This window comes from Leeuwenhoekiella aequorea (genome assembly GCF_004104375.1).
Taxonomy (GTDB): domain Bacteria; phylum Bacteroidota; class Bacteroidia; order Flavobacteriales; family Flavobacteriaceae; genus Leeuwenhoekiella; species Leeuwenhoekiella aequorea.
Genome location: NZ_QOVM01000002.1, coordinates 367,464 through 392,291, shown reverse-complemented (window position 1 = coordinate 392,291; position 24,828 = coordinate 367,464). Strand labels below are relative to the sequence as shown.

At 34.6% G+C, this 24,828-nt stretch carries 20 protein-coding genes and 1 other RNA gene; 10 read left to right on the top strand and 11 right to left on the bottom strand.

Annotation, left to right across the window (positions count from 1 at the left end):
- Window positions 1–19 precede the first annotated feature (19 nt).
- Complete coding sequence (locus tag DSM00_RS05765) at window positions 20–979, bottom strand: Gfo/Idh/MocA family oxidoreductase (RefSeq protein WP_128757391.1); 960 nt, start codon at window positions 977–979, stop codon at window positions 20–22.
- Window positions 980–1,099: 120 nt separating this feature from the next.
- On the opposite strand from DSM00_RS05765, the gene DSM00_RS05760 reads away from it, so the two are divergent.
- Complete coding sequence (locus DSM00_RS05760) at window positions 1,100–1,741, top strand: protein-L-isoaspartate(D-aspartate) O-methyltransferase (protein WP_128757075.1); 642 nt, start codon at window positions 1,100–1,102, stop codon at window positions 1,739–1,741.
- 364 nt (window positions 1,742–2,105) lie between these two features.
- Here the strand turns inward: DSM00_RS05760 and DSM00_RS05755 are convergent, their stop codons facing one another.
- Window positions 2,106–5,150: a WD40/YVTN/BNR-like repeat-containing protein gene (locus DSM00_RS05755; protein ID WP_128757074.1), complete on the bottom strand. Its 3,045-nt coding sequence runs from the start codon at window positions 5,148–5,150 to the stop codon at window positions 2,106–2,108.
- A 92-nt stretch (window positions 5,151–5,242) separates the two neighbouring features.
- Window positions 5,243–5,962 carry a LolA-like protein gene (locus tag DSM00_RS05750; RefSeq protein WP_128757073.1) on the bottom strand — a complete coding sequence of 240 codons (720 nt, stop codon included), beginning with the start codon at window positions 5,960–5,962 and terminating at the stop codon, window positions 5,243–5,245.
- 194 nt (window positions 5,963–6,156) lie between these two features.
- Here DSM00_RS05750 and DSM00_RS05745 point away from each other — a divergent pair, with 194 nt between their 5' ends.
- Genes DSM00_RS05745 through DSM00_RS05735 form a run of 3 tightly spaced genes read left to right on the top strand, consistent with a single transcriptional unit; the run spans window position 6,157 to window position 8,879 of the window.
- The gene (locus tag DSM00_RS05745; protein ID WP_128757072.1) at window positions 6,157–7,050 is read left to right on the top strand and encodes a DUF72 domain-containing protein; all 894 of its coding nucleotides are present in this window, start codon (window positions 6,157–6,159) and stop codon (window positions 7,048–7,050) included.
- On the top strand, window positions 7,047–7,532 hold the full coding sequence (locus DSM00_RS05740; protein WP_128757071.1) for a gluconokinase: 486 nt from the start codon (window positions 7,047–7,049) through the stop codon (window positions 7,530–7,532). Before DSM00_RS05745 ends, DSM00_RS05740 begins: the two co-directional genes overlap by 4 nt.
- The gene (locus tag DSM00_RS05735) at window positions 7,533–8,879 is read left to right on the top strand and encodes a GntP family permease (RefSeq protein ID WP_128757070.1); all 1,347 of its coding nucleotides are present in this window, start codon (window positions 7,533–7,535) and stop codon (window positions 8,877–8,879) included.
- Here DSM00_RS05735 and DSM00_RS05730 read toward each other — a convergent pair.
- From DSM00_RS05730 to DSM00_RS05715, 4 genes are all read right to left on the bottom strand, one after another.
- On the bottom strand, window positions 8,857–9,825 hold the full coding sequence (locus tag DSM00_RS05730) for a mechanosensitive ion channel family protein (RefSeq protein ID WP_128757069.1): 969 nt from the start codon (window positions 9,823–9,825) through the stop codon (window positions 8,857–8,859). The two genes, DSM00_RS05735 and DSM00_RS05730, sit on opposite strands and share 23 nt — an antisense overlap.
- 20 nt (window positions 9,826–9,845) lie before the next feature.
- Window positions 9,846–10,931 carry an endonuclease/exonuclease/phosphatase family protein gene (locus DSM00_RS05725; RefSeq protein ID WP_128757068.1) on the bottom strand — a complete coding sequence of 362 codons (1,086 nt, stop codon included), beginning with the start codon at window positions 10,929–10,931 and terminating at the stop codon, window positions 9,846–9,848.
- A 26-nt stretch (window positions 10,932–10,957) separates the two neighbouring features.
- Window positions 10,958–12,244 (bottom strand): mechanosensitive ion channel family protein, encoded by a 1,287-nt coding sequence (locus DSM00_RS05720; protein ID WP_128757067.1) that lies wholly within the window; start codon window positions 12,242–12,244, stop codon window positions 10,958–10,960.
- Window positions 12,245–12,413: 169 nt separating this feature from the next.
- Complete coding sequence (locus DSM00_RS05715; protein ID WP_128757066.1) at window positions 12,414–14,387, bottom strand: T9SS sorting signal type C domain-containing protein; 1,974 nt, start codon at window positions 14,385–14,387, stop codon at window positions 12,414–12,416.
- A 95-nt stretch (window positions 14,388–14,482) separates the two neighbouring features.
- Here DSM00_RS05715 and DSM00_RS05710 point away from each other — a divergent pair, with 95 nt between their 5' ends.
- A complete protein-coding gene (locus DSM00_RS05710) occupies window positions 14,483–15,025 on the top strand; it encodes a Smr/MutS family protein (RefSeq protein WP_128757065.1) in 543 nt (180 codons plus the stop codon).
- Window positions 15,026–15,034: 9 nt separating this feature from the next.
- Here the strand turns inward: DSM00_RS05710 and DSM00_RS05705 are convergent, their stop codons facing one another.
- The gene (locus tag DSM00_RS05705; protein ID WP_128757064.1) at window positions 15,035–15,991 is read right to left on the bottom strand and encodes a hypothetical protein; all 957 of its coding nucleotides are present in this window, start codon (window positions 15,989–15,991) and stop codon (window positions 15,035–15,037) included.
- A gap of 105 nt (window positions 15,992–16,096) precedes the next feature.
- Between DSM00_RS05705 and DSM00_RS05700 the strand changes: the two genes are divergently transcribed.
- Entirely contained in the window at window positions 16,097–17,242 is a 1,146-nt protein-coding gene (locus DSM00_RS05700; RefSeq protein ID WP_128757063.1) for a cysteine desulfurase family protein, read from the top strand.
- Here DSM00_RS05700 and DSM00_RS05695 read toward each other — a convergent pair whose 3' ends face one another.
- On the bottom strand, window positions 17,243–19,675 hold the full coding sequence (locus DSM00_RS05695) for a TonB-dependent receptor (RefSeq protein WP_128757062.1): 2,433 nt from the start codon (window positions 19,673–19,675) through the stop codon (window positions 17,243–17,245).
- A gap of 4 nt (window positions 19,676–19,679) precedes the next feature.
- Window positions 19,680–21,371, bottom strand: coding sequence for a M23 family metallopeptidase (locus tag DSM00_RS05690; RefSeq protein ID WP_128757061.1), 1,692 nt, complete (start codon window positions 21,369–21,371; stop codon window positions 19,680–19,682).
- 275 nt (window positions 21,372–21,646) lie between these two features.
- Between DSM00_RS05690 and DSM00_RS05685 the strand changes: the two genes are divergently transcribed.
- The 4 genes from DSM00_RS05685 (at window position 21,647) to rny (ending at window position 24,013) form a co-directional block, all read left to right on the top strand.
- Window positions 21,647–21,937, top strand: coding sequence for a hypothetical protein (locus DSM00_RS05685; RefSeq protein ID WP_128757060.1), 291 nt, complete (start codon window positions 21,647–21,649; stop codon window positions 21,935–21,937).
- 8 nt (window positions 21,938–21,945) lie between these two features.
- Complete coding sequence (locus DSM00_RS05680; RefSeq protein ID WP_128757059.1) at window positions 21,946–22,236, top strand: cell division protein ZapA; 291 nt, start codon at window positions 21,946–21,948, stop codon at window positions 22,234–22,236.
- Window positions 22,237–22,288: 52 nt separating this feature from the next.
- Window positions 22,289–22,396, top strand: a non-coding RNA gene (ssrS, locus tag DSM00_RS05675) — 6S RNA.
- Window positions 22,397–22,444: 48 nt separating this feature from the next.
- The gene (gene rny, locus DSM00_RS05670) at window positions 22,445–24,013 is read left to right on the top strand and encodes a ribonuclease Y (RefSeq protein WP_128757058.1); all 1,569 of its coding nucleotides are present in this window, start codon (window positions 22,445–22,447) and stop codon (window positions 24,011–24,013) included.
- 82 nt (window positions 24,014–24,095) lie between these two features.
- On the opposite strand, the gene DSM00_RS05665 is transcribed toward rny, so the two are convergent.
- Window positions 24,096–24,827, bottom strand: a complete 732-nt coding sequence (locus DSM00_RS05665) for a YebC/PmpR family DNA-binding transcriptional regulator (RefSeq protein WP_128757057.1) — start codon at window positions 24,825–24,827, stop codon at window positions 24,096–24,098.
- Window position 24,828 lies beyond the last annotated feature (1 nt).

Genomic DNA, 24,828 nt, shown 5'->3' with positions numbered 1-24,828 from the left:
AAGCTATTTTGAGCTAAAATTAAAGATCTGCAATGATTTTCATTGCGATTCGCAAAGCTTCAGTACCCTGTGCTAAACTAACAACCGGAGTGGTGTTTTGTTCTATAGATACAGCAAAAGCTTCTAACTCATCTAATATTGCATTATTATCTAAGACTTCAGGATTATCAAAATATATTTGTTTTTTTATGCCTTCAGCATTTTGTAAAATCATCGCAAAGTCGTCTGCTTTTTCGGGAGCATCTTTCATACGTACGATTTCACATTTCTTCTCTAAAAAGTCAACCGAGATATAAGCATCTTTCTGAAAAAATCGAGCTTTTCTCATCTTTTTCATAGAGATACGACTCGCCGTCAAATTAGCCACACATCCATTTTCAAATTCGATACGTGCGTTGGCAATGTCTGGAGTATCGCTAATAACTGAAACCCCAGATGCAGATACCTTTTTTACATTGCTTTTTACCACACTTAATACCGCATCAATATCGTGTATCATAAGATCCAAAACTACAGGAACATCTGTTCCTCGTGGATTAAATTCGGCTAGACGATGCGCTTCAATAAACATAGGATTGTCTATCATATCTTTAACAGCACTAAATGCCGGATTAAAGCGTTCTACTTGACCTACCTGCCCACGTACGCCGTGTTTCTTAGCAAGTTCTCGTATAGCTATCGCCTGTTCTACCGTTTGGGTAATAGGTTTTTCTATAAATAAATGTTTACCGGCTTTAATAACTTGTTTTGCACAATCAAAATGGTGCGTGGTAGGAGTAACTACGTCTATCATATCACAAGCATCTATAAGAGCTGCTATTGACGGAAAACGTTTGTATCCAAATTCGTTAGCTACAGCCTCTGCTACAGCATCAGAATCATCATAAAAACCTACTAATTCATAGGCGTCAGATTGTTGTAAAAGTTTTAAATGTATTTTTCCTAAGTGACCTGCACCTAGTACGCCGGCTTTGAGCATAATTTTATTTGTTTTACACAAAAATAGACTTTCTAAATCATAATTTATATAAAGCTCTTTGTTGAAAAGTTGAACAGGTTTTTCTAGGGTAGCAGCTAGTAGTTTTTCTAATTTTACGGTATGAAAGATACTACGCGTCATCAGGGCAAAAGACGTTTACTTGCTCAGATTCTTGAAAAGAAAGGAATTACAAATAAAGAGGTTCTCGATGCGGTACGTAAAATACCCAGACACTTCTTTATGGATAGTAGTTTTGAAGATCATGCTTATCAAGATAAGGCTTTTCCTATAGCGGCAGATCAGACCATATCTCAACCTTTTACGGTTGCTTTTCAAACTGAATTATTAGAAATAAAGAAAGGAGCAGTTATACTTGAGATAGGTACAGGTAGTGGATATCAAACTGCAGTTCTTTGTGAGGTAGGTGCAAAAGTCTATAGTATTGAGCGCCAACAAGAGCTTTTTAGAAAAACTAAAAATTTTTTAACGAAGTTAGGCTACCGACCCAAACGCTTAACATTTGGAGATGGCTACTTAGGTATGCCAGAATTTGCACCATTTGATGGTATTATTGTTACGGCAGGAGCTCCATTTATTCCAAAACCTTTGTTAGCCCAACTAAAAATAGGAGGTAAGCTCATTATTCCTGTGGGTGATGAAGTACAAACCATGACACGTATAATACGCAAAAGTGAAACCGAATTTGAAAAGAAAGAATACGGGGAATTTCGGTTTGTACCACTACTTGAGGATAAAAATTAAGCAGATATATTTTTTTGCCAATACGAATAATAAAACCATCCTAAGCCTGCAGCTGATAATAAGGAAATAATATAAATTGGGATATATTTAATTTGAACTAATTGTTTTAAAGATGTAAAATCTGAAAATGACCAGATAATTAGTATTATTCCTATCAGCCAGACTATACTTGCGGCCCGTATTTGTTTTATAAGGACTGGATTTCTTTTATAGGATTTTGAAGAATTCATAATCTATTTTTAAAAAATTCACCTATAATTTAATCAAAACATAGCGTAATTCCAAAAAATCAGTTTTTCTTAAATAGAAAAAGCAGGATTTAAGGTTTTAAATCCTGCTTTTTAAAACGAAACTGTAATGTAAACTATTTCGCTAAAAATTGTTCCTTTGAGTCTAAAGTTAGTTCCTGTTTATTCGCTTTAATCAACTCCTGATTTAGCTTTGGTAAATATTTTTTTTCAATAGCGTTGTAAACTTTCCAATTATTATTAATTTGATCCTGGTAAGTTGCTGCATTTGCATATCTCACCGGAGCAGGTTTATCAAAAGATCCTGCAACTTCATTATAAAGTTCGCTTAACTTTTCTCTCAATTCCGGTTCAGCCTCTTGAACATATCGATCTCCTGTTGTAATAACCAGTTTTGATTTTAGATTCGATAATTCCTCTTTAAATTTTACAGCATCTTTAGAAGTATCATCCTTTAGAAAATCAATAGTTGCATCGATACGATACCCCAAATATGCGAGATCTTCAATACTGTTAAATAATTGCATCGTTAATGCTTTATTCTGAGCGCGATCCTTCTCACTAATTGTAGACTTAGGATCATTTTTAATTGTGATCATATGCTCATAAGTATCTTTTCCTTTAGTGATAATTACTTTATAGGAACCTGCATCAGCTTTAGGGGCAACAACGAAAGAAGGTATTTTTCCGACTGCAACTTTGGGGGCCTTTCTATAATAATCCCACGAAACAATATTTAGACCCTTTGACTTTCCGGGAACAGGTTCGGCTATAATGTTACCTTCTAAATCTAAAATCTGCATACTCATTTTACCAAATGTATGGCGCTTCTTCATGTAATACATGATTTTTGCAAGGCTGCTGGGATTAGCACCCACAAATTCTGTTTCTCTACTTGTAGAACCAAAACCACTTGACTCATCAATAATTCCGGCATTGGTTTCAAAAAAATGAAGGTCTTTATTTAATATAGAGTCGTTAATCTGTCTCAATGGGGAAATATCATCTACTATAATTATTCCTCTTCCGTGGGTTCCTAAAACTAAATCTGAAGTTCTAATGTGCAATTCAATATAGTGAACAGCAACTTCTGGAAGATTATTTGTAAAGTGTGACCATTGCTTTCCACCATTTGTGGTAATAAATAACCCAAACTCTGTTCCTAAAAATAATAAATCTGGCTGTTCATAATCTTCTTGAATATTACGAGCAAATCCTTTGATATTTTCGGTTGCAATAGAAACCCAGTTTGCTCCAAAATCTATGGTTTTGTAAACATATGTATTCATATCTCCGGTAGCGTGACCATCAAAAACAACATAGGCTGTACCCGGATTGTGCGCACTAGCTTCTATATGATATACCCAAGTAAATTCCGGTAAATCAGGAATGTTTTTAACCACATTTTTCCAGGATTTACCACCGTCTTTTGTTATTTGTACGTTACCATCATCTGTTCCAACCCAAATTACTTTTTCATCAAGCGGGGATTCAGCAATTGTAAAAATAGTAGTGTGCGTTTCTGCACCAGACTTGTCTGCTGACAAACCTCCCGATTCTAAATCTTGTTTTTTAGGATCATTGGTAGTTAAATCTGGTGATATTTTAGTCCAGGTATCACCCATATCTTCAGACTTGTGTAAATATTGGCTACCCATATAAAATCGATCCTCTGCATGAATACTCAAAGCCATTGGAGCATTCCAATTAAATCTTAATTTCTCATCATTTTCTGCCGGAGGAGCAACATTTTTAGATTGATTAAGCACTGTATTATAACGCCATACGTATTGAGCGCCTTGCATTTCTGAATATATAATAGGTTTTGAGGCGTGTTTAAGTACTCTGAAACCATCACCAGCACCTATAAGATTCCAGTCACGAGCTTCGACACCTCCAGGAGATGAAGAGGGACCATACCAAGATTGGTTATCCTGAAGACCACCATATATATTGTACGGAGTCGCATCATCTACTGAAACGTGATAAAATTGAGATACTGGTATATTTTCTACAATTTCAAAATGTGTGCCGGCATCCCAGCTTCTATAAATACCACCATCTGTTGCTGTGTATAATCTGTTGCTATCTTCAAGATCAAAAACAACATCATGTATATCTGAGTGTTGTGCACCTAAATCTTGAAAGGTTTTACCGCCATCTCGAGATATTGAACCATACAGTCCACCTTTAACAAGAATATCTGGATTTTTAGGGTCGACTACAAGTCTTGCAAAATAGAATGGTCTAACAGTAAGACCGAAATCATTATTAAGCTGTGTCCAGCTAGAACCGGAGTCTTCACTTTTATAAAGACCATTTGTTTTAGCAGATTCTGTTTCAACTGCTGCATAAAGTATCTCTGGTTTTGAAGGTGCAATTGCTAGTGCAATACGTCCCAATTTTCCATTCGGAAATCCATTATGAATCTTAGACCAGGATTTTCCAGAATCTGTACTTTTATAAATAGCGCTGGTGTCTCCTCCAGATTCAAAACCCCATGGAGTTCTGCGGAATTTCCACATTGAAGCGTATAAAATATTTGGATTAACGGGATCAATAATTAATTCGGCGGCGCCTGTAGATTTATCGGTATATAAAATATTTTCCCAGGTTTCTCCACCATCATTACTTTTATAAATACCACGGTCTTCGCTATCTCCCCAAAGCGCACCCATAACCGCTACATACATTTCTTTATTATTCTGCGGATTTATGACAATTGCACTAATACGTTCCGATTTTTCAAAGCCTTTCTTTTTCCAGCTATTACCGCCATCGGTAGACTTATAAAGACCATCACCTATACTCACCGAATTACGTGTCCAAATTTCCCCTGTACCTACCCAAACCGTTTTATCAGGATCTGTAGGATCTATTTTAATCGCACCTATACTTTGCGCGTGCTCATCAAATACCGGATCAAAAGTTGCACCGCCATTTATAGTTTTCCACACACCACCACCTGCGGCACCTCCAAATAAAATCCTGTTATTTGTAGGATGAGCCTCCAGATCTATAAAACGGCCGCTCATAATTGCGGGACCAATATGTCTAGCTCGCATATCTCCGAAGAGTTCTTTCCCGTCTATTGTATTCTCTTGTGCGTAGTTTGAAATACAACAAAATAAAGCACAAGTCGTGAGTAAAATTTTATTCATAATTTCAGTATTAGTTTAAAATAAAAAAAGGATGTCGAGTATAAAATTGACATCCTTTTGTGAATTCCCTTATCGGGATTTTGTAGTATTAATTATTCACCTGGATATGCAAATAGTGCATCATCAACTTCAGGGTTAACAATGATTTCACTCATTTCAAAAGGTTGACCGGCTTGACTCATTGCAAATGGAAAGTACAAACCATCTACTTCTTGATAGTCGCTCATAACAATATTTACATTTTGTCCCATTTGAGTAGTTTCAATAACGATAGGTACAAAATTTTCAGTATCAAAGTAATAATAGCTAATACTAGGTGATTCTACACCATTAGCCATTATGGGTTCTTGAGTGATTTTAACTTTATAGGTTTCAGCTCCTTCTTTAGTTTCAGTGCCTACATATTCTACCTCGTAGCCATTTTCTTTATAATTTAGAAGTGGAGAAGGAAAGTCATTTTTATTCAAAGCCATATTCTGTGTCATTTCTTCAGAAGATTTTTCGGGCTTCATAGACATAAAATTTGTTGTCCATAAATGAGTACCGTCGTAGGCCATTTGGGTAATTTTTTGACCATTAAATTCTATTATTACAGCTTGTTTACCGTCCTTGGTATTGTAAACTGTTACTGGTATAGACATTCCACCTTGATTTACAGTAGCAGACATTTTTGTGGCATTAACCTTTGACCATGCTTCTGCACCACCGGTATTTTCTATATACGTTGCAATAATTTCTTCCGCATTTTGAGCAGAAACTGAGCTTACGACTAGCATTAGAGCTAGTGCAAATAATGATTTTAATACTTTCATAATATGATCTTTAGTTTTTTTGCTTGTTCATAAGACACAAATTAGAGTAATTAGTTACATTATTACTAATTATTTTAGAAATATAATTGTAATATATTGTGCAATGAACTTGATTTTAAAATGGCTCAGGTTCTGCTGAATATAACTATTCAATTAAATAAATTTAATGACTCTAGACCTAAACTGATAGAATTATGCAATTTGGAAAAGTAGACGATCCGGAAAAAATTGATTTCACCTTGCCACCAGATCATAAGGATACAAAGAGAGTTTTAAACAAGAATTCTACTTCGTATAAACCTGAGCTTTATGTAGGTTGTGCAAAATGGAATAAACAGGATCTGAAGAATTTTTATCCCAAAGGAACTAAAGACGAACTTAAATACTATTCCAGTCAGTTCAACTCCATAGAATTAAACGCTACTTATTACAGATTATTTCCTAAAGAACAATTTGACAAGTGGTATGAGAAAGTACCAGATTCATTTCGTTTTTTCCCTAAAATTACTCGGAATATAAGTCATAGTAAACGACTTATCGATTCTGCCTCGTTGATCCCTGAATATCTCGATCACACATTGTTATTAAAAGAAAAACTGGGGTGTATATTTTTACAGATGCATAATTCTTTTCAGCCTAAAAACTGGGATCGTGTTGTTGAATTTGTAGATGCATGGCCTTCTGAGGTTCCATTAGCTATAGAATTTAGACATACAGATTGGTTTTCAGACAAAACCCATTCAGAAAAACTCTATAAATTTTTAGAAGATAATACTATTGCAAATGTACTTGTAGACACAGCGGGGAGAAGAGACATTATGCATATGCGCATGACAAACTCTGAAGCTTTTATTCGATTTGTAGGAGCAAATCATCCTAGTGATTATGATAGATTGGACGATTGGGTTGATCGCTTAGAATTATGGATTTCTCAGGGAATAAAAAAGATAGACTTTTTCATACATCAAAATATTGAAGAAGAATCGCCGCTTCTTGCTACTCACTTTATAAAGAAAATGAATGATAGATTAGGTTTTGATCTACATATACCGGGTAATGACTCTAATAATCCAACTCTAGATTTATGAATAAATTAATTATAGTTGCGGGTGTATCTGGTTCTGGTAAAACAACCATAGGTATGCAACTGAGTAAAAAACTAGATATACCATTTGAAGATGCAGATGATTATCACCCACAGGCCAATGTAGAAAAAATGCAAAACGGAAGTCCTCTCAATGATAATGACCGTAAGCCGTGGTTACAAAATTTGGAAAAAAAACTACAAGAATGGAGTAAAGATAAGGGTGTGGTACTCGCTTGTTCTGCACTGAAAGAGTCTTATAGAGAAATTTTAGAACAGCATGAAGATATTATATGGGTGTTTCTAGATGGCAGTTTTGAGCTTCTAAAATCACGATTAGATAATAGAAAGGGACATTTTTTTAGTTCTAAACTACTGCAATCTCAATTAGATACATTAGAAATACCAGATTATGGTATTCACGTTTCTGTAAATCAAACTATTGAAGCTATTGTTGAAGAAATTAGTTCTAAAATTAATTCGTAAATGGATTATCAGTTATTATTTGCAGTAATTACCGGTGTAATTTTATTGCTCATTCTTATTTTAAGATTGAAGCTTCAAGCCTTTCTCGCCTTACTCATTATTTGTGTTTTTGTAGGAGCCTTCAGCGGTCTTGCTCCAGAAATTATTTTGGACGCAATCACAAAGGGAATGGGAGGTACGCTAGGTTTTGTAGCTACGGTTGTGGGCTTAGGATCTTTATTCGGTGCGGTTTTAGAACATTCTGGGGGAGCGAAACAAATTGCTCATTATTTAATCAATAAATTTGGTATAAAGAAGGCTCCTTGGTCAATTATGGTCACTGGATTTCTAGTAGCCATACCTGTCTTTTTTGATGTCGCGTTTATAATTTTAATACCGCTTATATATGCACTTCAACGAAAAACGAAACGCTCTCTTCTTCTGTACGCATTACCTTTATTAAGTGGTCTGGCTGTAACACATGCATTTATTCCACCTACTCCAGGGCCTATAGCCGTAGCAGATATATTAAATGCTAATTTAGGTTGGGTTATTGTATTCGGATTTATTACCGGGATACCTACAGCAGCTGTTGCGGGTCCTTTCTTTGCAAAATTTATTTCTAAGAGAATTCATATAGATGCTCCATATGAATCATTAGAAGATGATGAAGCACAATTAAATTTGCCGCCCACAGGACTTATCTTATCAATTATATTCCTTCCTATAGCATTAATTGTAATAAATACAATACTCAGTAGTCCGTTAGCTGAAAATTGGAATCTTCCATCAAATTTAACTTATGTAACTGCATTGTTGGGGCATCCATTTACCGCATTAATTCTTGCTAACTTAATTGCCTGGTATTTCTTAGGCATTCGTAGAAATGTAAGTAAAGAAGAGCTGTTGTCGATTTCCACAAAGGCACTTTATCCGGCAGGAGTGATTATTTTATTAACAGGTGCTGGTGGTGCATTTAAACAAATATTGATTGATACTGGTGCCGGACTTATGATCGCCGAGTCCCTGACAAGTGATTACTTTCCTCCGGTTGTTTTTGGGTTTATAATAGCGGCTATAGTTCGCATAATGCAAGGGTCGTCTACAGTAGCTATGATTACTGCAGCAGGTATTACTGCTCCGCTTTTAGGAGTTTCAGATTATAGTGAAATGCAATTAGCGGTATTGGTGATTGCCATTGCAGCTGGGGCATCTGTATTCTCGCATGTAAATGACAGTGGCTTTTGGTTAGTTAAACAATACCTTGGTCTTACAGAAAAACAGACTTTTAAAACCTGGTCTATTTTAACTACATTAATAGCATTTACGGGGCTTATCGTTTCAACTATATTGTGGTATTTGGTTTAGAATCGGAATCTGAAGGAGAATCTTTTTGTTTTAAAACTGAAGTATCGAGGTGTGAATTTTCTATACGCAGCGGCGAATCTTTTGCAGCTCCGTAGAGTTTAATTTCCTGAATATCTGCGGGCATATAATAACCATTTTGTTCTAATGCTTCTTTTATATTGCGCACTACGTTACCCTTTGTAATTAGTGCCATACGTCTAAAATCTTTAGTATCAACCCAGAAAAAAACTTTAAGATTTACTGTACTTGTTGCAAGCTCATCTTCAATCACAAAATTTTCGTGATTTAAGTCCTCAATTACATTCGGTTCTTTACGTAGTGTTTCTAAAATCACTTGTTTTGCACCATCTATGTTATCTTCATAGGCAATGCCGATAATAAAACTCCACCTGAAGAATCCATCTTCGGTATAATTTGTTACCGGTGTAGTCAAAACATCGCTATTAGGAATATAAACATCTTTACCATCAAAGGTTTTCAATTTAGTATATCTAAATTCTAGCGCTTTCACTTTCCCAAAATTTTTACCTATCTCAACAGTATCTTCAACATTAAAAGGCCTGTTAAATGCTAAGATAATTCCCGCTATAAAATTTTCTCCAATATCTTTAAATGCAAATCCAAGTATGACTGCACTTGCTCCAGCAGCTGTCAAAATTCCTGTTGCGATCCCACCTAAACCGGCAGCTTGTAGCGCCAGCATTACCGAAATTATAAAAAATGTAATTTTTATAGCTTTTCCGAGAAATTTACTCATCAATGGGTCTGCGGTTCTTGCAAAAATGCGCAGTCGGGCAAAATTTCCAATTGAGGCACCTAATAATAGACCTAAAATGATGATTGAAACTCCCCAAACAATACCTGGAAGCTTATCCAAAAAATTGAAATAGTAGTTGGTAAACACATCAGAAATTGTTTTTGCATCCTGAAGTAATGGTAAATACATAGTGATGTGTGTTTTGATTATTAATGCGTTTTTCTAGTATCCTTTTGTTTAGCTTCTTTTTGAATAATATCTAAAGCTCGTTTTAATTGGTCCTCTGATGGCGGATTTGGCATTTGTTCTGAAGCCCCATTAACTTCTAAGTTGAGTTTTGCATAAGATGGAAAGTGGTCAGAATTTACATCTTGTCCACGTTCTACATTCAATACTCTAAAGTGTTCAGAAACAAATATATGATCTAGCGGCCATCTCATAATTTCACTCTTAGCACTAAATGTATTAAATAAACCCCTTCCTATACGAAGATCGAGTAATTCACTTACCGCTTTAAATAATCGCGTAGTTTCAGACCAAGCAACATCGTTAAAATCACCTATTACTAGTACAGGTAATTTTGAATCTCTACTTTTAAATGCAGTTTTCATCATTTCTGCGTCCCTGTCGGTAGACATTGGGTTGTGCTGTGGCATTGGAGGAGTAGGATGAATAGCAAATATCTGAATAGTATCTTTGGATTTTAAGACCAACTTACTGTCTATAGAGGGGATACTATCATCTATTAAATAATGTACTTCTGGCTTTATTAGCGGAAGTTTTGAATACAATAGCATTCCATAGGTGTTATTTAAAGCAACACCTTTATAGTAAGGATAATTTTTAGCTAATACCGGGTCAACAGTTGTTTTCCATTTTGAATCTGCTTCTAGTAACAATAAAACATCAGGATTTGTACGAGATACTTCTTCTAGTAAATCATTTTTCTCTTTATTATCCTGCAACACATTGCTTACTAAAACACTTATATTTTTTGACGTATCCAGTTCTACACTATCCAGAACTTCATAGGATGCTATGGGAGTATATGGATAAATTTTTGAAAGCTGATATATAAAACATGCAAGCATTGCGCTCATAAAGACATAATCTTTAAGCCATTTTATATCAAATTTCAATAAGTAAGCTAAAATAGCCGTAGCAGTTAGAATGGTTAACTGAGTATGCGGAAAGTCGAAGATTCGAATCCACCAAAAATCTGCAGCAATAAGAGGTATTAAGGTTAGTAAGATAGCAATTGCCCCAAAGATGTGGAGGATATTTTTAAATCTCATTTGTAATAGGTTAGTTGATAGGCAACCTACCTAATTTGCTGGTTTAAATGCGTTAAATAATTGGTAATATCTCGAGACGAAGGTTCTTCAAATATTTCAAGATCAAAATAACGAACTGCGGCAATTATATGGTCAAAAATATCTGCTTGGATATGCTCATAATTCTCCCAACGTTTATCGTGACTAAAGCAAAAAATTTCTAAAGGTATACCTTGAGAGGTAGGAGCTAGATGTCGAACCATCAAGAATAAATCTTTATTTATTGCAGGGTTTTCATATAGATATGCGTCAATATACTTTCTAAATACACCTAGGTTAGTCTGATTAAGACCGTTAATTGGCAAACTGTCATCAACTTCGTGTTTACGATTTGTGCGAATTACTTCGCGCTCCATATGTTCGATATAAGGCGCTACGAGCTGAATTTTTTTTAATTCTATTAAATCTTCGGAAGTAAGAAAGCGTACTGAATTTTGTTTTATATAAACTGACCGTTTTATACGTCTACCGCCACTTTCTTGCATCCCCCTCCAGTTCTGAAATGAATCTGAAATAAGACTATATGTGGGTATAGTCGTATACGTCATATCCCAATTTTGAACACGTACTGTCGCCAGGTTTATCTCGGTCACATTACCATCTGCACCATATTTACTAAACGTAATCCAGTCGCCTATGCGCACAATATCGTTTATAGATACCTGAATGGAGGCTACAAATCCTAGTATTGTGTCCTTAAAAATTAATAAGAGAACTGCTGAAGCTGCTCCTAACTGCAGTACAAAGTTCATAGCATTTTTATCAAACAATTCTAGAATAAAGAAGAATATTCCTATTCCCCATAAGAAGAGCATTGTTACTTGTAGGTAGCTTTGTAAAGGCTTGTCAAAATACTGTTCTTTGGTTTGAAAGTAATTACGTGCAGTCCGTAAGAGACTACGTATAATTTTTAAAATTAAAAGAATTACATAGGTATTAAAGGCTTTTAAAAGCCAGTAAGTAGTTTCTGGATAGTCTTCTAATAATTCTAAAAAAAACCACTTAAAAATAACTAACGGAATAATATGACCAATATACCGTGGGAAGTTGGTGAGTATTAAGAAATCATCAAAAGAACTCTTTGTTTTATTGCTGAAGATCTTGAATACTTCAATTATAAAGCGTTTTAAGATTTTATCAAGTAATGTGAGTACAAGTATAAAGACAAAAGCATTTACGAAAATCGTGACTAATTCGGCATAAACAGGGGATATACCAAAGTCTATGATATTTTTTGAAAAGTCACTTAAATACTTATCTAACTTATAAGCCATAATCTTGTTTTAAAGAGCAAAAATACCATTAACTCTTTGGTTTATGTTTATCAATTATCAACTTTTAAAATATATAAATAGAATATTTTACAATTTACAGATACTATATTCTTAAAATAAAATAGCCCTGAAAACAGGGCTATATATAATATATATGGAGTATTGTAAACTATTTCATATTGATAACTGAAACTTTTTTCGAAAATTCTACATTATCTCTTGTAATAACTTTTACAATATAAATTCCGTCACTCCAGTTACTAGAAGATATTACAACTTTATTATTGGTTCCTTCATTAATCTTAGAAGCCAATAATCTACCGGTAATATCAAATACGGATATTTCCTTAAGCTCAGTTTCTAATGGATTTAAAACTGTTAATTCTGCTCTGCTATTATTTTGATAAACGGCAAACGATTTTTTTACTTCTTCTACGACTTCTAGTGTAACAGCATTAAAATCTTTAAAAGTGATTTCATATCTATCTGGATAAACACCCTTAGGTACTGTAAATTCATAAGAATTATCTAATATGTCGTGATATTCATCTGTCACTTTATCGTGTAACCAAATCCCATCATCAGTTATAAAGTTGAGATCTGTAACTTTTATTGCAAAGGTGTTATTTTCTTTTTCTCCTTCTACAGTTAGACCTAATCTATGTTCTAAATTATATGGGAAAATATTTATTAAATACGGAAAAGTTTCGTTTTCTAATTTGAAATTAATATCACTACTCAGTGCAGAACGATTTTTACCATCACCAGCAGCATCAAAACCCAAAGTTGCATTTTCATACATCAGTCCTGTTAATGTTCTTACATATTTTTTATTAACAATGGTTGAAAGTGTGAATTTTGGCATTACTAAAAACCCTTTTTCATCATACGTTAAACCTCCTGCTCTTAAATCTGTTGGCGATTTATTTACTGATAGACTAGTTTTTGTTTTTTCATTTTTTGATTTGAACACAGGATTATAAGTTGTATTATCTGCCTCTTTTTCAAAAACCCTAAATTCATTAATAAAAGAAGCTTTGAACAAGGGAGTTGTACTACTTTCTTCTTCTGTTAATTTTCTACCCAGTATAAAGAATCCTTGTCCTATTGGACTTATCCTTCTATCAATTTCATTACCAGCAGTATCTGTGTCTATTGATGGACCACCTTCACGTTCAGTTCCATCTTCATTATACATAATATAAGTTGGTGCTGTATATATTCCTTCTGATGTACAGTCCATTGCAGGTGTAAATGTCCCATAACCTCCTAAATAGTCTGCTAAATAATGTGATTGCACATTCGAATCAGATTCCCAGAAATAGGCTTCTCCGGTAATTGTATAAGGGCCAGTAGATGGTGGAGTTGTATAGGTGCCATAACAATTACTAACATCTTGACCAGAATTGTAAAGTAAGAAAAAACTTAAATTCATTGCTGATGGGTAAGGGTTCCCTACAAGTGTACGCTGTTCTGGTTTAACCTCTACTTGAATGAGTCCATTATTAGGTCGGCCTCTAAAATCTAAAGGTGTACCACCAGTTGGACCAGAATCAGTCGTAGCACCAAATCCTTTCATTGAAAAACCTTCTCCGACCTTTAAGGGATTAGAATTATTAATTTTCACCCAACCAAAATTAGCTCCTAAGTACCCACTAGTAGCTACATATTTATATAACCAAGTGTTAGATATTGTTAAAGGAGATATAACTCCGTCATAGGAATTTGTAAAACTTGCAATAGTACTTTCAAGATTGTTTTTTCTTTCATAAATTCCACCTCCTCCATTAGCATCAAGATAGAAACTTGCATTACCATTTGGGGTTAAGTTTTGATCTCCGACTGGAGAAGCCCACATATGATAATCCCAAGCATTTCTAGTGTTTTCCTGATATATTGACAATACACCAGCCCCTTGATTATTACTTGCATTGTCACCTTGAATAAGTTGACCTTCCTCTCGCATATAAAAATTACCTTCAGTAAGATTTGCTGCTCCCTCTAATTGAACGTTTTCTGTAACATAGATAATTTCCCCTTTGTTATAAACATAGGAATTAGTAGTATTCTTACCAATATACAATTGAGCCGAGGCGAAAAATGGAAGGAGTAAAAAGAAAAAATAAGAGTAAAATTTTCCCATAATAGAATATTTTTGTAAAGATATAAAATTTAAGAGATTTGCAATACACTTAAAAGATATTTTGAAGCTTTTAAACGATTGTTTTTTATGATATTATGAAATTAAATTTAAAAATAGGGCAACGTATTTCACTTATTGATGATGATTTATCTGGAGTAATTACGAAAATTGAAGAGGAAAGGATTTACTTTCAGACAAATGAAGGTTTTGAAATCTGGACAACAACAAATCAAGTTATTTTAGATCGCGATTTTGAGGTGCAAATTCCTGAAGATTTAAATGACCTTTTAGACGAAAAAGAAAAAGCATATAGCAAAAGGAAAATTCCTACTAAAAAAGTCAAAGGTGTTGTGCCGCCAATGGAGGTTGATCTGCATATTCATCATCTAACTTCTTCAGAGCGTGGGATGAATGCTCATGATAAACTTAATCTTCAACTAGATACAGCTAGACATAAGTTAGAACTTGCAATTAGAGAAAGGATACAACGCATCGTTTTTATTCATGGAGTAGGAGAGGGTGTATTACGTGCGGAATTAGAATATCTATTTTCTAGATATGAAAATTTAAAATATTATGATGCAGATTATCAGAAGTATGGTTTAGGAGCAACTGAAGTTTTTATTTTTCAGAATTAATTCTATCTTTTAAAAAGCAGGAGTTGTTGTTATAGTTTGATCTGGAGCACTGTACTCGCCAAAAAATAGCGTTTGTTGTCGTATTGTTTCTTCTCCATTATCACTAACAAAAACAGCATTCGAAATATTAATTGTTAGTGTAATATCTTCTAAATAATACGTGTGAATACGATATGTAGTTACTCCATAATCAATACTTACATTATTATTTAAATAATCCTGCCCCACTGAAATATCTGTAGTATCATTATTCGGGTTTAAATCTTTATCTGCATCCTCATTAATGGTGAGTACACCATCACCATCATCATCATTGTCTATAAAGTTAGGTCTACCATCACCATCTGTATCTAAAGATTCTTCATAATTGATAGAACCATCTGTATTAAGAACAACACCCTCTTGATTAGTAGGTACATTATCTCCATCATCATCAAAATCATAGATATTAGGAATTCCGTCACCGTCAAGGTCTTCAGTTAAATTCCCATCAGCATCTTCCAATAACATTTCATATTCAGAATCGATACCATCTCTGTCATTGTAATCTCCTTCAGTTACTATGGTAAGACTTCCTTCATCACTTATATACTCTTGATTTACAACAGGAGAAGCAGGAGGAATTTTAGAACAAAAATAATCTGAGTCCACAGTTCCATTATATATTCGATATGAAATAAATGAATCTGCATTATTTCCTAAATTGTAGGTATATGCTCCAGTAGTGCTTGGAGCTTCTAAAATAGGATCGCTTGTACTTAAAGTAAAGGCCAGCGATTCATTTGTTTCACTATTTATTTTGTAAAATATATAATTTGTGATTACGGTATCGTCACTATCAATATTTACTGTACTACAATAATTTATATCTAAATCTGTAAAATCAAAAGAAGTTACAATTAAGTCTCCATCATCACAGGACTCCATAACTATCACAGCAAAAAATAAATATAGAAACTTCTTCATAGCAAAATAACTTTAGCGCAAAAATAGGAGAATTGCACATTACTAACGGCTGAAGGTTGTAATTAATTTTATTGTAGTTAATTTTGCAAACTTTAAATATTAAGTATGACTCAAGTTTATTTTGACAATGCTGCTACAACAGCGATACGCCCAGAAGTAATTTCCAGAATGATGGAGGTAATGCAGGATATACCGGGAAACCCTTCATCGACTCATGCGGTGGGTCGCAAGGCAAAAACTGTCATTGAGCAGGCTCGTAAAACAATAGCTTCTTATCTAAATGCTACACCTGCAGAAATCATATTTACATCTGGCGGTACAGAGGCAGATAATTTAATTATAAATAGTGCTGTTAGAGATCTGGGGGTTCGTCATATTATAACAAGTCCTATTGAACATCACGCAGTTCTTCATGTCGTAGAGCATTTGCAAAGCAATTATGATGTTAAAATTTCTATGGTTGCTATAAAAGAATGTGGCAGCGTAGATTTAGATAATCTGCAGTCTTTGCTTGAATCGAATTCAGAAAAAACACTTATAAGCTTAATGCATATTAACAACGAGATTGGAAATATGCTCGATCTTGAAGCTGTTTGTACCCTTGCTAAAAATCACAATGCATTATTTCATAGTGATATGGTGCAATCTGTAGGTCATTTTGATATCAATCTTTCTGAGCTTCCGATTGATTTTATTGCTGCTGCAGCACATAAGTTTCACGGTCCTAAAGGAATAGGTTTTGCTTTTATTCGTAAGAACAGTAAAATTCGTCCACTTATATTTGGTGGTGGTCAGGAGCGTGGTAGTAGAGCTGGTACAGAACCTGTGCATAATATAGCCGGTATGGAAACTGCACTTATTCTTGCTCAAGAAAATATGATAGCAGAGCGAAAGCATATCGAGGAAATTAAATGGTATTTTAAAGAACAGCTAGAAAATAAAATTCCCGGTGTTCATTTTAATGGAAATTGCCATGATGGAACCAAAAGTACCTATACGTTATTAAATGTGTGTTTACCGGTTTCATCAGATAAGGCGCTTATGCTTTTATTTCAACTCGATTTAAAAGGTATTGCCTGTTCAAAAGGAAGCGCATGCCAGAGTGGAAGTGACCAAGGAAGTCATGTACTTAATGCCTTTTTAGCAAATGACAAATTAGATAAGCCTTCTGTACGATTTTCTTTTTCTCACGAAAACACTAAGGAAGAAGTAGATTATGTTGTAGACACTTTGAAGCAATTTATGTCTTAATTAAAATTTTGTCTTTAAGCTAATATTAAATACCCTCGGAGTTAAATAATTAGGCACTGCATATTGTTGCTGTGTTGCTGCATCTCTAACAAAAGTATTTGTAATACTATTTTGACGATCAAAAAGGTTATAGATTTCAAGACCTACATTTAGTTCTTTAAATAAACTTGCCTCATTTTTTAATAGTGAATAGGAAAAACCGGTATCTGCTCTAAAATAAAAAGGTAATTGTGATTGATAGTCATAAGTATCAACATAGCTGGGAGAACCACCAGGCAAGCCGCTTTGATAAAGCAAATTGATATATAACTTCAATGCAGGAATACTAGGTACATAATCTTGAAATAAAAGACCAAACTTAAACAGCTGGTCTGTAGGTCTTGATTTGTATCCGCGGTTATTAATATTTTCTTCTGTTTTTAATATACCGATACTTATCCAACTATTGGTACCCGGTACAAACTCTCCTGTAAGCCTAAAATCTGCTCCATAGGCAAAGGCTTCAGAATCATTAGACGCACGATAGCGAATCCTTACGTTTTCTAATGTATATGCGTTCACATCAAATAAATCTTTATAATAAGTGTCACTTGTAAGTTTAAACGGTCTGTCCCAAATGTCAAAACTCCATTCATTTGATACTATAAAATGAAAACTTTTTTGTGCTTTGACATCAGGAATTAGAGCACCAGAATTATCGCGTAATTCTCGATATGATGGTGGTTGTTGATACATTCCTGTAGCGATTCTAAATACCATATCATTTTTCCAATCTGGCTTGAGACTTACTTGAGCTCTTGGACTTATTATATGTTGCGTAGCAGTCTCGTCAATGGTGTGAACTTGCCATAATTGCGAACGTAATCCTATATTATACCAAGCTTTCACATTTCTAAATTGAAAACGTTGACTGTATTGTAAATAGGCCGAAAATCGGTCAATATTGATATCGTTGTATGCCTCGATAGTATTAAAAGCTTCTAAAGGCGCTTCATAAGGTGTATAAGGTTGTTCATTTTTAAATTGATCTAATGGAGGTCGTATAGAAAACCCAGCGGAATCAATAATTTCATATTCCTGAAGACGGTCTCTTACAGACTCATTTGTGTACTTCAGCCCCCATTCAAGCAATTTTGAATTATCTACATACTGCCCTTTAATTTGAAAGTTTAAAAAAAGAGCGTCGAGATTATTTCGTGCGTGGGTAAGTTGTGATCCTATTGCCTCTGTAAACTCTACGTTTCCGGCATTTATTTCTCCTATATTAGAATTAGGTGTACCTAGAGCATATTGCGCATAAATATCAAAGTGTTCCTGTTCTAGTGTATGATACGCAGAGCCTATTAATTTAATATTTAATTTTTCTGAAGGTTTATAAGAAGCTGATAATGCGCTAAAGTAGGTCTCATACTTATCAGATTCTTGTCCTTCATAATTAACTACTAGCGCAATCGGATTGTCAAGCGTTCCAAAATTTGTTTGTCTAGTAAGCGGTTTGTACTCATAAATATTTACCGCAACATTCCCTAAAAAGTCTACTTGTAGTTTCGGGTTAATTTGATAAGTAAGGTAGGTTTGTATATCTGTAAATTGAGGATTGTAATTTGTTTCAGTTTGTTTAGCACCAACAAGAAGACTGTTATTTCTGTATCTAACTCCTGTTAGATTAGTGAATTTTTTATTCTTACTGATACCTTCAGCTGATAATTGAACTCCCAGTAAACTAAGATCTGCTGTTGCTGCAAAATCTACCGGCCTTCGATACGTAATATCTAAAACAGAAGATAACTTATCACCATATTTTGCCTGAAACCCCCCAGCACTAAAATCTATTTTTTGAATTAAATCACTATTTATAATGCTAAGTCCTTCTTGCTGTCCAGAGCGTACTAAGAAGGGGCGATAAACTTCTATTCCGTTGATGTAAACCAAATTCTCATCGTAATTTCCGCCACGAACTGCATATTGCGTACTTAGCTCATTATTATTATTTACACCTGGCAGCGTCATTAAAATACTTTCTACACCAGCATTTGCCGCTGGAATTTTACGAACGAGTTGCGGACTTAAACTCAAAATTGGGTTGTTTTGATTTTCTGAAAAAATGGTAACTGTACTTATTTGCTCTCGATTCTGGCTCAAAATTGGGTTAAATTCTAAGCGCTCACCGGAATTTAATAAAATAGGGATGCTTATTCTTTTAAAGCCAACAAATGAGAAAATAAGTGTTACCTCTTTATCTGCCGGTAGTGTTAATTGGTAATAGCCAGACTCATCTGTGAGTGTACCGCCACCGTCAAATCTAATGGTTACACCCGCTAATGGAGTATTATATTCATTAAAAACAATTCCATTTACTGTAGCCTGCTGAGCATTAAGGTTCAGCAAACTGCCAGAATAAACCAGAAAAGCTATAAAATATAGAATTTTCAAGAAGCTATTTTCTAAAGAAAGTGGTTTTAAAGGTACTACTATTTCCTACATTATCGGTTACAATGAGTTGTAAGGTGTTTTCTCCGGAAACACTTATGCCATCATCAAAATTGTATGTAAGCAAGTTTTTCTTGTATTCGTACTCAAATAAAATAAACTTACCATTCAAGGTTCCTCGATAGCTTTTAATTCCGGTATCTTGATCTGAAATTTTAAATTGTAAGGTTTTGTAATCAGAAATCCATTTACCCTCTTTAAGATCAACAGCTTCAATTCTTGGTGGTTTTGTGTCAAGACCTAACTTAAAATCACCAAGTGCATTAACGCTTGCAGATATATAATCTCCTTCAAGAGTGGCTCCCTCATAACGTAACAATCTTCTATAATTAACTCTACCTATATAGAGACGCTCTCTATCAGCCGGTTGAAATGCAGACACATTGTAGCTGAGTTTAATGTACTTCTGTACAGGAATTACATCCTTATCCAGATGAAGCGCGTCTGTATTAGCTGTGATGTCCAGATAATAATCATCATAAAATGCTCCATCAGGTATAAAAAGTTTCCAATCCCCCACATTAAAACTTTGATTTGCGTCAGCCTGAACAAAAAATGGTGTTGTTCTTTTATCTAAAGGAGATAGTATAGGTTCTTTAATTATTTCAATAGGAATTACAAGAACGGATGCGTTTCCTTTAAAATCAGAAATTTTTATTGTGTAAATGGCAGTTGTGTTCTCCTGAGCTAGATTAAGAATCCCTTTATTTTTTTCATATTTAAAAATACTTAACGGGTTATTGCGTTCAATAAAAAGTTTTTGAACCCGCACTCTATTATCTTCATATAAAGCATAATCAATCATTCTATTGATATAGCGTGTTTCAGCAAAAGAAAATTTATCCATCTCCAAATCTAAAAGCGTTTCACCATTTAGATTTGTTTCAATTTTATATATCCCGTTATTATTATTAGCTCCATCTTGCATATCTACGGTTCCTATAGCAAAGCCTATTTCGCCAAAAGCTTTAACTTTTTCACTTAAGAAAGTACCATCAGGTTGCTTAGAGAAACTTATTTTTTGTCGCTGTTGGGTCTGATTTACCGTGCTGCTATCTGAAAGGGTGTAGGCATAAAGATCATTAATTATTGGGTCACGATGATCTGGCACCTCGATACCGAATAACTGCGCATTCATAGGGCGTTCATTATTGTCTCTTATTTCAAAATGAACGTGAGGTCCGCCACTTCCTCCAGTATTACCACTATACGCTACCAGTTCACCTTGTGAGACAACTAATTCGTCGGGATTGGGAAAAAGCTCAATTTCATAGCTTTCAGTCTCATATTGTTTGCTTTTTACAAAAGTCTCAAGTTCTGGAGAGAATTTATCGAGATGACCATATACTGTTGTATAGCCATTAGGATGAGTTATATATAATGCCTTTCCGTAGCCATAATGAGAAACTTTTATACGGCTCACATATCCCGAAGCACTTGCGATAACTTCAAGACCGGTGCGCTGCTGAGTTTTTATATCTAGTCCGCTATGAAAATGATTACTACGCAGCTCACCAAAACTCCCGGCTAAAACCGTTGTTATTTTTAGAGGTGGTATAAAATCATTTTTAGGAATATCTGCTTGCCCGTGTACTAGTAGCGTACAAAAGGAGAAAAGTGTAAATAGCGATTTTTTCATAGATCGGCTAAGATAATTAATTGGATTTAGATTTTCTAAACGGGATTATTATGTGTTATTAAAATAATCACAACTAGTTTTCATCAGAATATTATAGAATTAGAACACTTAAAATTTTTAAAATAATATAAAGCTTAAAGTATTTGATAGTTAATAGGGTAAGGCTTAATTTATTGACTCTTTATGCTAATATGTTTAAAAATAAAATAGAATGTATTGTAATATTAGCCATCGAATGTTAACTTTGTGTGACTAAGCATTGTTAAAATAAGGTTATGAGTGAACTGTTGGAGCGTGTAGATGCGTTGCAAAATGTAATTAGCAAATTAGTGCATCGTTATCAGAAACTTCAACGTGAGAATGAGGTCTTACAAACCGCCAATCATAATTTGAAGCAAGAGCAGGAGGAACTGTTAACTTTAGTATCAAATTGGGAAGCTAAATACAGCACTCTTAAAACGGCAAATGCAATGCTGGGCAGTAATGAATATAAACGGGAAACCAAGCTAAAAATAAATACTATGATGCGTGAGATTGATGCTTGTATAGCTCAATTAGCAGATTAGTTAAGAATATGTCTGATCATCTAAAAATAAAATTATCTATTGCAGATCGGGTATATCCTTTAACCATAAACCCTCAGCAGGAAGAAGGATTGCGTAAAGCAGCGAAAGAGATTGAGGAAATGATTAAAAAGTTTGAGCAAAGTTATGCCGTTAGAGATAAACAAGATGTACTAGCAATGTGTGCTTTACAGTTTGCATCTAAAACAATACAAAGGGATATCGAGGGAAGTGGCGAAAATACCGAAGCCATTCAACAATTAAAAAACCTTGAGTTATTGGTTAAAAGCCAATTATCCTAACGTTCTTTAAAATAGAAATTTACTGCCTACATTGGTTATTATTTTTTGGTAAACTCAACACTATATTCTTTAAAAAGGATGAGTCTGAGTTGTAAAAGCGCGCCGTCTTTGAACGGATTCTTGATCAGCTCGTTAGTCCTATGATTTATTTAAGGAGTTTACACAAAACCCGACCAATGTAGGCTTTTTTTATATATACACTAACTAAATGGGAAATACTGTACTTATAATCGTAGGCGTCATCTTAATCGCTGGCACACTAGGATTTTTACTGGCAAAACTGCTGGAAAAGAATAACGCATCGCAAATTGTGAGCAATGCAAAAAAAGAAGCCTCTAATATCCTCAAGGAAGCTAAAAGTGAAGGAGAGTCTATAAAAAAAGACAAAATCTTACAGGCTAAAGAGAAATTTATTGAATTAAAATCTGAACATGAGAAAGTAATACTTTCCCGAGATAAGAAAATTAATGATGCAGAAAAGCGCACAAGGGACAAAGAGTCACAAGTGAGCAGTGAGATCGCCAAGAATAAAAAGTTAAATAAGGAGATCGAAGAAAAAGTAAAAGATTACGAGGAACGTCTAGAATATGTAGAAAAGCGTCAGGTAGAAATAGATAAAATGCATTTTAGCAAGGTGCAGCAATTAGAAGTAATTTCTGGTTTATCTGCAGATGAAGCGCGTCAACAGCTTGTAGAGTCTTTAAAAGATCAAGCGAAGAGTGATGCAATGGCATACATTCAAAATGCAATGGAAGAAGCTAAGCTTACTGCAGAGCAAGATGCTAAAAAAGTTATTATTAATACGATACAACGTATAGGTACAGAAGAGGCAGTAGAAAACTGTGTTTCTGTATTTAACTTAGAAAGTGATGATGTTAAGGGACGTATTATAGGTCGTGAAGGTCGTAATATTAGAGCAATAGAGGCAGCTACTGGTGTTGAAATAATTGTAGATGATACTCCGGAAGCAATAATTTTATCTTGTTTCGATAGTGTGAGAAGAGAAATAGCACGTCTTTCTTTACATAAATTAGTTACTGATGGCCGTATTCACCCGGCTCGAATTGAAGAAGTAGTTCAAAAAACTACGAAGCAAATAGAACAGGAAATTGTAGATATAGGAAAGCGTACGGTGATAGATTTAGGTATTCACGGACTCCATCCAGAACTTATTAAAGCTGTAGGACGGATGAAATATCGTTCATCTTACGGTCAAAATTTATTGCAGCACAGTAGAGAAGTAGCAAAACTTTGTGCAACAATGGCTGCAGAATTAGGTGTGAATCCTAAACTTGCTAAACGTGCAGGTCTGTTACATGATATAGGTAAAGTACCAGATACAGAGAGTGAACTTCCTCACGCACTTTTAGGAATGGAGTGGGCAGAAAAGTATGGAGAAAAGCCAGATGTATGTAATGCAATAGGTGCTCACCACGACGAGATAGAAATGAAAACACTTCTAGCGCCTATCGTTCAGGTTTGTGATGCAATTAGCGGTGCACGACCTGGAGCTAGACGACAAGTTCTAGATTCTTATATACAGCGTCTTAAAGATCTTGAAGATATTGCTTTTGGATTTCAAGGTGTGAAAAAGGCTTACGCTATACAAGCTGGTAGAGAGTTACGCGTAATTGTTGAGAGTGATAAGGTTAATGACGAGAAGGCTTCATCATTATCATTTGAAATTTCGCAAAAAATTCAAACGGATATGACTTATCCAGGTCAGGTGAAAATTACTGTGATTCGTGAGACTCGAGCTGTAAATATTGCCAAGTAAATCATAACTATTATAAAAGACAAAAGCCGGCATTAAACCGGCTTTTGTCTTTTATAATCAACTTTATACTCTTATTTGCTTGTTATTCTTCAGAATCAGAAGATGATTCATCCATCGAATGATATACATTCTGTACATCCTCATCTTCTTCAATTTTTTCTAGGAGCTTCTCAACATCCTCTGCTTCTTCAGGAGTTAGCTGTTTTGTGACTTGAGGAATACGCTCAAAACCACTTGATAAAATCTCGAGGCCAGCTTCTTCTAGGTAACTTTGAATAGCACCAAAACTTTCAAAAGGACCATAAATTAAAATTCCATCTTCATCTTCAAATACTTCTTCAGCACCAAAATCGATTAATTCTAATTCTAATTCTTCAGGATCCAATCCTTCTGCTGGTATTCTAAAGTTACACGTATGATCAAACATAAACTCTACAGAACCTGAAGTACCTAAATTCCCATTACATTTATTAAAATAGGATCTTATATTTGCTACTGTTCGATTGTTATTATCTGTTGCAGTTTCTATTAAAATAGCGATACCGTGAGGCGCATATCCTTCAAATAGCACTTCTTTAAAATCACCTAAACTTTTGTCACTTGCACGTTTAATAGCGCGTTCAACATTGTCTTTAGGCATATTTACGCTTTTCGCGTTCTGTATAACCGCTCTTAGACGTGAGTTAGAGTCAGGATCAGGACCACCTTCTTTAACCGCCATTACAATGTCTTTGCCTATACGTGTAAAAGCTTTAGACATCGCGCTCCAGCGCTTCATTTTTCGTGCCTTTCTAAACTCAAATGCTCTTCCCATA

What these genes read in the sequence shown, in the direction of transcription:
- DSM00_RS05720 (WP_128757067.1), bottom strand. Translation starts at nt 12,244, where the DNA reads ATGGCTTATAAGTTAGATAAGTATTTAAGTGACTTTTCAAAAAATATC.
- DSM00_RS05730 (WP_128757069.1), bottom strand. Translation starts at nt 9,825, where the DNA reads ATGTATTTACCATTACTTCAGGATGCAAAAACAATTTCTGATGTGTTT.
- DSM00_RS05710 (WP_128757065.1), top strand. Translation starts at nt 14,483, where the DNA reads ATGAAATTAAATTTAAAAATAGGGCAACGTATTTCACTTATTGATGAT.
- DSM00_RS05750 (WP_128757073.1), bottom strand. Translation starts at nt 5,962, where the DNA reads ATGAAAGTATTAAAATCATTATTTGCACTAGCTCTAATGCTAGTCGTA.
- DSM00_RS05700 (WP_128757063.1), top strand. Translation starts at nt 16,097, where the DNA reads ATGACTCAAGTTTATTTTGACAATGCTGCTACAACAGCGATACGCCCA.
- DSM00_RS05765 (WP_128757391.1), bottom strand. Translation starts at nt 979, where the DNA reads ATGCTCAAAGCCGGCGTACTAGGTGCAGGTCACTTAGGAAAAATACAT.
- DSM00_RS05705 (WP_128757064.1), bottom strand. Translation starts at nt 15,991, where the DNA reads ATGAAGAAGTTTCTATATTTATTTTTTGCTGTGATAGTTATGGAGTCC.
- DSM00_RS05690 (WP_128757061.1), bottom strand. Translation starts at nt 21,371, where the DNA reads ATGAAAAAATCGCTATTTACACTTTTCTCCTTTTGTACGCTACTAGTA.
- rny (WP_128757058.1), top strand. Translation starts at nt 22,445, where the DNA reads ATGGGAAATACTGTACTTATAATCGTAGGCGTCATCTTAATCGCTGGC.
- DSM00_RS05715 (WP_128757066.1), bottom strand. Translation starts at nt 14,387, where the DNA reads ATGGGAAAATTTTACTCTTATTTTTTCTTTTTACTCCTTCCATTTTTC.
- DSM00_RS05725 (WP_128757068.1), bottom strand. Translation starts at nt 10,931, where the DNA reads ATGAGATTTAAAAATATCCTCCACATCTTTGGGGCAATTGCTATCTTA.
- DSM00_RS05740 (WP_128757071.1), top strand. Translation starts at nt 7,047, where the DNA reads ATGAATAAATTAATTATAGTTGCGGGTGTATCTGGTTCTGGTAAAACA.
- DSM00_RS05665 (WP_128757057.1), bottom strand. Translation starts at nt 24,827, where the DNA reads ATGGGAAGAGCATTTGAGTTTAGAAAGGCACGAAAAATGAAGCGCTGG.
- DSM00_RS05680 (WP_128757059.1), top strand. Translation starts at nt 21,946, where the DNA reads ATGTCTGATCATCTAAAAATAAAATTATCTATTGCAGATCGGGTATAT.
- DSM00_RS05685 (WP_128757060.1), top strand. Translation starts at nt 21,647, where the DNA reads ATGAGTGAACTGTTGGAGCGTGTAGATGCGTTGCAAAATGTAATTAGC.
- DSM00_RS05760 (WP_128757075.1), top strand. Translation starts at nt 1,100, where the DNA reads ATGAAAGATACTACGCGTCATCAGGGCAAAAGACGTTTACTTGCTCAG.
- DSM00_RS05745 (WP_128757072.1), top strand. Translation starts at nt 6,157, where the DNA reads ATGCAATTTGGAAAAGTAGACGATCCGGAAAAAATTGATTTCACCTTG.
- DSM00_RS05735 (WP_128757070.1), top strand. Translation starts at nt 7,533, where the DNA reads ATGGATTATCAGTTATTATTTGCAGTAATTACCGGTGTAATTTTATTG.
- DSM00_RS05755 (WP_128757074.1), bottom strand. Translation starts at nt 5,150, where the DNA reads ATGAATAAAATTTTACTCACGACTTGTGCTTTATTTTGTTGTATTTCA.